The sequence below is a fragment of the Streptomyces griseorubiginosus genome (assembly GCF_017614965.1).
Taxonomy (GTDB): Bacteria; Actinomycetota; Actinomycetes; order Streptomycetales; family Streptomycetaceae; genus Streptomyces; species Streptomyces griseorubiginosus_B.
Genome location: NZ_WVUG01000391.1, coordinates 1 through 7,147 on the forward strand (window position 1 = coordinate 1; position 7,147 = coordinate 7,147).

7 protein-coding genes are annotated in these 7,147 nt (G+C 72.9%); 6 read left to right on the forward strand and 1 reads right to left on the reverse strand.

Translation table 11 applies throughout. The features are described 5' to 3' along the window. The 4 genes from cobT to GRC12_RS39905 all read left to right on the forward strand — a co-directional run. Positions 1 to 1,897: nicotinate-nucleotide--dimethylbenzimidazole phosphoribosyltransferase (cobT, locus tag GRC12_RS39890; protein ID WP_208785353.1), on the forward strand; the 1,897-nt coding region annotated here is incomplete at its 5' end. A gap of 144 nt (positions 1,898 to 2,041) precedes the next feature. Next, the gene (gene cobA / locus GRC12_RS39895) at positions 2,042 to 3,274 is read left to right on the forward strand and encodes a uroporphyrinogen-III C-methyltransferase (RefSeq protein WP_208785354.1); all 1,233 of its coding nucleotides are present in this window, start codon (positions 2,042 to 2,044) and stop codon (positions 3,272 to 3,274) included. 64 nt (positions 3,275 to 3,338) lie between these two features. Further along, positions 3,339 to 4,157, forward strand: coding sequence for a TrmH family RNA methyltransferase (locus tag GRC12_RS39900; protein ID WP_208785355.1), 819 nt, complete (start codon positions 3,339 to 3,341; stop codon positions 4,155 to 4,157). Next, a complete protein-coding gene (locus GRC12_RS39905; protein ID WP_208785356.1) occupies positions 4,157 to 4,549 on the forward strand; it encodes an NUDIX domain-containing protein in 393 nt (130 codons plus the stop codon). Before GRC12_RS39900 ends, GRC12_RS39905 begins: the two co-directional genes overlap by 1 nt. 72 nt (positions 4,550 to 4,621) lie before the next feature. Here GRC12_RS39905 and GRC12_RS39910 read toward each other — a convergent pair whose 3' ends face one another. Beyond that, positions 4,622 to 6,040 (reverse strand): serine/threonine-protein kinase, encoded by a 1,419-nt coding sequence (locus GRC12_RS39910; RefSeq protein WP_208785359.1) that lies wholly within the window; start codon positions 6,038 to 6,040, stop codon positions 4,622 to 4,624. A 196-nt stretch (positions 6,041 to 6,236) separates the two neighbouring features. Here GRC12_RS39910 and GRC12_RS39915 point away from each other — a divergent pair, with 196 nt between their 5' ends. Next, positions 6,237 to 6,512: a hypothetical protein gene (locus GRC12_RS39915; RefSeq protein ID WP_208785357.1), complete on the forward strand. Its 276-nt coding sequence runs from the start codon at positions 6,237 to 6,239 to the stop codon at positions 6,510 to 6,512. Between the two features lie 197 nt (positions 6,513 to 6,709). Next, positions 6,710 to 6,910 (forward strand): hypothetical protein, encoded by a 201-nt coding sequence (locus GRC12_RS39920; protein WP_208785358.1) that lies wholly within the window; start codon positions 6,710 to 6,712, stop codon positions 6,908 to 6,910. Positions 6,911 to 7,147: the final 237 nt, after the last annotated feature.

The window sequence follows — 7,147 nt, forward strand, 5'->3', positions numbered from 1 at the left end:
CGCGCTCACCCTCCCCCCGGAGGACGCGCCGGAGGCGCTCGCGCCGGTCCCCGCCCCGCGCGAGGCCGATCCCGAACTCGTACAGCACGCGGACGACCTGGACACCCGGGCCGCTGACCAGGAAGAGAGCACGGCCCCAGTGGAAGAAGTCCGCCAGTCCACCGGCCCGGCCGCGCCCGCTTACGACGACGCCGAGCGCGAGGCCGTGCTGAAGGTGATGCGCGAGCGCCGCGACATCCGCAACGGCTTCCGTGGCGACCCCATCCCGCACGAGGTGCTGCTCCGTGTCCTGGAGGCCGCGCACACGGCCCCGTCCGTCGGCCACTCGCAGCCCTGGGACTTCGTCGTCATCCGCTCCGCCGACACCCGGCGCAGCATGCACGAACTGGCCATGCGCCAGCGGGACGCGTACGCGAAGTCGCTCCCCAAGGGGCGGGCGAAGCAGTTCAAGGAACTGAAGATCGAGGCCATCCTCGACACCCCGGTGAACATCGTCGTCACCGCCGACCCGACCCGCGGCGGCCGGCACACCCTCGGGCGGCACACCCAGCCGCAGATGGCGCCGTACTCCGCCGCCCTCGCCGTCGAGAACCTCTGGCTCGCCGCCCGCGCCGAAGGCCTCGGCGTCGGCTGGGTCAGCTTCTTTGACGAGCGCGAGATGGTCCGCGCGCTGGGGCTGCCCGAGCACCTGGAGGTCATCGCCTACCTGTGCGTCGGGTACGTCGACGAGTTCCCGGACGAGCCCGAGCTGATGCAGGCCGGCTGGTCCAAGCGCCGTCCGCTGTCCTGGGTCGTGCACGAGGAGACGTACGGCCGCCGTGCCCTGCCCGGTGAGGAGCCGCACGACCTGCTCTCCGAGACCGTCGCCCAGATCCGCCCGCTGGACGCCAAGGCGCTCGGTGAGGCCTGGGAGCGGCAGAAGCGGATGACCAAGCCGGCCGGCGCGCTCGGCATGCTGGAGATCATCTCAGCGCAGCTGTCCGGGCTGTCCCGCCAGTGCCCGCCGCCGATCCCGGAGCCCGCGGCCGTCGCGATCTTCGCCGGCGACCACGGCGTGCACGCCCAGGGCGTCACCCCCTGGCCGCAGGAGGTCACCGCCCAGATGGTGGCCAACTTCCTCGGCGGCGGAGCGGTCTGCAACGCCTTCGCGGGTCAGGTCGGCGCCGAGGTGTGCGTCGTGGACGTCGGTGTCGCCGCCGACCTTCCCGCGACCCCGGGGCTGCTGCCCCGCAAGGTCCGCGCCGGCACGTCCGACATGACCACCGGCCCCGCCATGACCCGCGAGGAGGCCAGGCAGGCCATCGAGGTCGGCATCGAGACGGCCCGCGACCTGGTGGCGGCCGGCAACAAGGCGCTGCTGACCGGCGAGATGGGCATCGCGAACACCACCGCGTCCGCCGCCCTCATCTCGGTGTTCACGGACACCGACCCCGCCGAGGTCACCGGCCGCGGCACCGGCATCAACGACGAGACGCTGGCCCGCAAGACCGAGGTCGTGCGGCGCGCCATCGAACTCCACCAGCCGGACCCGGCCGACCCCATCGGCGTGCTCGCCGCGATCGGCGGCTTCGAACACGCGGCGATGGTGGGCCTGTTGCTCGGCGGCGCCTCCCTGCGCACGCCGGTCATCCTGGACGGCGTCAGCGCCGGCGCCGCCGCCCTGGTGGCCCGCGCCATCGCCCCCGAGGTCCTCGCAGCCTGCATCGCCGGTCACCGCAGTGCCGAGCCCGGCCATGTGGCGGCCCTCAACAAGCTGGGCCTGCGCCCCCTGGTCGACCTCGACCTCCGGCTCGGCGAGGGCACGGGCGCCCTGCTGGCCCTGCCGCTGGTGCAGAGCACGGCCCGGGCCATGCACGAGGTGGCGACCTTCGACTCCGCGGGCGTCACCGAGAAGTAGCTCCCGTACCGGGGTGGGGTACGCGCTCCTGCGCGCGTCCCACCCCGGCCGTACGCTGAACCCCATCACCGAAATCCGCACGTCAGGGCTGCTCCAGCGCCGTAGCGCCCATCGCATTGCCAGCAGGACGAGGAGCCGCACCTCATGGCCGAACACCCCGCCTACCCCGTAGGTCTCCGCCTCTTGGGCCGCAAAGTGGTCGTGCTCGGCGGCGGCCAGGTCGCCCAGCGCCGCCTGCCGGCCCTGATCGCGGCCGGTGCGGACGTCCTGCTCGTCTCCCCGGAGGCGACGCCGTCCGTCGAGGCGATGGCGGACGCGGGCGAGATCACCTGGGCGAGGCGCCCCTACGAGGAGGGCGACCTCGCCGACGCCTGGTACGCCCTCATCGCCACCGGCGACCGCGAGGCGAACACCCGGGCCTCCGCCGAGGCCGAACGCCACCGGGTGTGGTGCGTGCGCTCCGACGACGCCGAGGCCGCGACGGCCTGGACGCCGGCCACCGGTCACAGCGAGGGCGTCACCGTCGCCGTCCTGACCACGGACACACACAGCCCCGACCCGCGCCGCACCGCCGCCATCCGCGACGCGGTCGTGGAGGGGCTGCGCGACGGCACCCTCGTCGCCCCGCACCACCGCGGCCGCACACCCGGCGTCGCCCTCGTCGGCGGCGGACCCGGCGACCCGGACCTCATCACCGTCCGCGGCCGCCGGCTGCTGGCCGAGGCCGACGTCGTCATCGCCGACCACCTCGGCCCGCGCGACCTGCTCGCCGAACTGCCGCCGCACGTCGAGGTGATCGACGCGGCGAAGCTGCCCTACGGCCGCTTCATGGCCCAGGAGGCCATCAACAACGCGCTGATCGAACACGCGAAGCAGGGCAGGTCGGTCGTCCGGCTCAAGGGCGGCGACCCGTTCGTCTTCGGCCGCGGCATGGAGGAGATCCAGGCGCTCGCCGAGGCCGGCATCCCCTGCACGGTCGTCCCCGGCATCTCCAGCTCCATCTCGGTGCCGGGCGCGGCCGGCATCTCGGTCACCCACCGCGGGCTCGCGCAGGCGTTCACCGTGGTCAGCGGGCATGTCGCCCCCGACGACGAGCGGTCGCTGATCGACTGGCCGGCGCTGGCGAAGGTGTCCGGCACCCTGGTGGTCCTCATGGGCGTCGACAAGATCGGGAAGATCGCCGAGACCCTGGTCGCGCACGGCAAGGACCCGGCGACCCCGGTCGCCCTGGTCCAGGAGGGCACCACGGCCGCCCAGCGCCGGGTGGACGCGACCCTCGCGACGGTCGCGGAGGCGGTCCGTAAGCACGAGGTGAAGGCGCCGTCGGTCATCGTCATCGGCGAGGTCGTGCGAGTGGGCCCGCGAGCGGTCGAGTAACCCCGGGTAACACAACCCGTTCCGAGCCGTTGGCACCACACCCAGGACAAGGCAGTATCACCCTGTGGCCGATCTCATCACCGTCGAGGACCCCGACGACCCCCGCCTGCGCGACTACACGGGCCTGACCGACGTGGAACTGCGCCGCAAACGAGAACCGGCCGAGGGCCTGTTCATCGCCGAGGGCGAGAAGGTCATCAGACGCGCCAAGGACGCCGGTTACGAGATGCGCTCGATGCTGCTCTCCGCCAAGTGGGTCGACGTCATGCGCGATGTCATCGACGAACTCCCGGCCCCGGTCTACGCCGTGAGCCCCGAAATCGCCGAGCAGGTCACCGGCTACCACGTGCACCGCGGCGCGCTCGCCTCCATGCAGCGCAAGCCCCTGCCCACGGCCGCCGAACTCCTGCAGACCACCCGCCGGGTCGTCGTCATGGAGTCGGTCAACGACCACACCAACATCGGTGCGATCTTCCGCTCGGCCGCGGCCCTCGGCATGGACGCGGTCCTGCTGTCCCCGGACTGCGCCGATCCCCTCTACCGCCGCAGCGTCAAGGTCTCCATGGGAGCCGTCTTCTCCGTGCCCTACGCCCGCCTCGACACCTGGCCCAAGGGCCTGGAGTCGGTCCGCGAGGCCGGCTTCACCCTCCTCGCCCTCACCCCGGACGAGAAGGCGAGGTCCCTCGACGAGGCAGCCCCGCACAGGATGGACCGCGTCGCCCTGATGCTCGGCGCCGAGGGGGACGGGCTGTCCACCCAGGCCCTGGTCGCCGCCGACGAATGGGTCCGCATCCCGATGTCCCACGGCGTCGACTCCCTGAACGTGGGCGCGGCGGCCGCGGTCGCCTTCTACGCGGTGGCCACCGGCCGCCCCCAGGACTGATGGCCCAGCGCGAGGCGATCGTCGCGGTCCTGCGCCGCGGCGACCGCGTCCTGGCGATCTGCCGCGCCGCGTCGGTCGCCCGTCCCGGCTACTGGCAGCCGCTGAGCGGCAAGGTCGAACCGGGGGAGACCCAGCGGGAGGCCGTCGTCCGGGAGATCCGGGAAGAGGTCGGCCTCACCGCCGTCCCCCTCGCCAAGGTCTGGGAGTCCGACACCGACGACGGCGTGTTCCGCCTCCACTGGTGGACGGCGGACGCACCCACCGGCGAGGTGGTCCCCGACCCGGCCGAGGTCGCCGACTATCGCTGGGTCACCCCGGAGGAGTTCCTGACCCTGACCCCCGTCTTCGAGGGCGACCTGGAGTTCTTCGAGCGCATCCTTCCGGGGCTGTGACGCCTGTCTCTGCCGTCACCAACATCCCCGGGCCCCGCACCTATCCGCGCCCCGGCTTCCCGGGCGCCGCACCTATCCGCGCCCCGGCTCCCCGGCCTGACGCTGCTGCTCCTGTACGGCCCCCCGGCCGCCGCCGCCCAGGCCGTGCGCCGGCCCCTGGCAGCCCTGCGCCGCGGCGATGCCGAGCGCGACCAGCAGCGTCACGACGACGAAGACGAACAGCCGCTGCCGCAGCAGTCGCGGATTGGCCGGACGCCGGCCCGTCCCCGTGGTCCTGGGCGCCGGACGCCCCGTACCACTGCGCGGTGCGGGCCGGCTCCCGCTGCCGGAGCGGGTGCCGCCCCGCGAGGCCGGCGTGGGCCGCGCGCCGGAGCGCGCAGAGCCACCCCGCGAGGAAGGCGCCGTACCGTTCCGTGCCGCACCGCCCGGGCCTGAGACGCCGGAGTCCCGCGACCCACCGCCCGGACCCGCGGGACCGGAACCCCGCGAGGGAACCCCACCGCCCCGCACCGGAGCCGAACCCCGGGACGAGGACGAGGTACCCCTCGGCGGTGGCGTCCCCTGCGGGCGTCGCTGCTGGTCGGGATAGGTGTCGGCGAGCCGCCCGGTGGGCCGGTCCGCCTCCGCGGCACGCGGGGAGGGCGGCCGCACCTCACCGAGTCCCTGCGCCTCGCGCGCGGCGATCTCCTTCAGCCGCAGCGACAACTGCAGTGTGCTGGGCCGCTCCTCCGGGTCCTTCGCCAGACAGGCCCGCACCAGCGGAGCCAGGGCGTCCGGTACGCCGTGCAGCTGCGGCTCCTCGTGCACCACCCGGTACAGCATCACCTCGGAACTGCCGTGTCCGAAGGGCGAGTCGGCCATGGCGGCGTACGCCAGGGTCGCGCCCAGGGAGAATACGTCCGTGGCCGGCGTGACCGTGGCACCGCGCACCTGCTCGGGCGCGAGGAAGCCCGGCGAGCCGACGGCCGTACCGACATGGGTGAGCGTCGACGCCCCGGTCGCCCATGCGATGCCGAAGTCGATGATCCGCGGCCCCTTGGGAGACAGCAGGATGTTGGACGGCTTGAGATCCCGGTGCACCACGCCGGCCTCGTGCACCGCGACCAGCCCCTCCGACAGGGCGGCCCCGATGGCGGCGACCTCGGCCGCACTCAGCGAACCCTCGTCGGCGACCTTGTCGTGCAGCGAGGGCCCGGGCACGTACTGGGTGGCGAACCAGGGCCGGTCGGCCTCCAGATCGGCGGCGACCAGCCGGGCCGTGCAGCCGCCCCGGATCCGCCGCGCGGCCGAGACCTCACGCGCGAACCGCGAGCGGAACTCCTGATCCTCCGCCAGGTCCGGCCGGATGACCTTCAGTGCGACCCGCTGCCCCTTCTTGTCGGAGCCCAGGTACACAACGCCCATCCCGCCCGCGCCGAGCCGTCTGTGAAGCCTGAACGAGCCGACGACGCGCGGGTCCTCGCGCCTCAGGCGCATCATCGCCATGTTCATCCCCGCTGCCCGGTCCGTGTGACGTGGCACAGCTTACGTTTTCACGGCCGCCCGCGCGCAGAGGCCGCGCCCTCTCGTCCCGATCGATTGTCAGTGCCGGGTGGGAGACTTGAAGGGTGGTCAGGGGGCCCGGAACCAACGGCACTTCACACCCACCGGTCTCCCAACCACCCATCACAGAAGGGGGATTGAACCCGTGAAGGGTGATCGCGTGGAGATAGTGGTGGACGCGGGGGACACGACCCGCACCTACGAGGTGGTGGCGAGCAGAGCGGGCCGCAGGGTGGAGACGGCGGTACGGCGCGGTGTCGTGGAAGTGAGCGAAGTCACCCGCAACGGCTCCGTGGTCCGTACGGCCCGCTTCATGGCCAACCGGGTCCTGGCGCTGGTGGAGCAGCCGGTACCTAGGGAGGACAGCTCGGAAAAGCCGGTACACACCGGGCGTCCCCTCGGGGAAGACCCTGAGACCTAGGTCCCCGTCTCCACCCAGGGGAGTACTCACCACCGCACGGCTCATCCTCCGGGAGGCCCGGCAATCGGTACGAGGGCATGACGTGCGAAGAACGCCGGAAGCCTAGATTTGAGGTCAAGCGGCGGGTGCAGCACTCGTCCCCCGAGGTCAGACACCCGCCGCTGCCAACGACAACTGAGACGGTCAGGAGAGGGACCATGGCTCTGACGGCACCGCGGACACAGTTCCGCAGGCTGGAGCGCACGACGACGCTCCGCCCGCGCCGCACGGGCCGACGCCACCCCTTGGTGGCGACGATCATGGTCCTCCCCCTGGCGGCCCTGCTCTTCTTCGTCTTCGACGGCTGGGAGACAGTGGCCACACAGGCGTCGTCCGTGGGCGTGATGCTGGGGCGCTGAGCGGCGACCCCAGGCCCGGAAGAGCGGTCCGGGCGGGGACATCCACCCATGAAACCCCGTGGGGACGGGGGTGCGGCGGACGGCAAAAATGCCGGCGCAGCTGGGGAGCTGCGCCGGCATTGCTTTGCCCGGATGCCGGCACATCACAGAGGCCCGGTCCGCATCATTCACCCCGTCCGGCGCCTGAGGACGAGGCCCGAGGGCCGATCGGGGGGCGGGGCGCGGCCCCGATGGGGT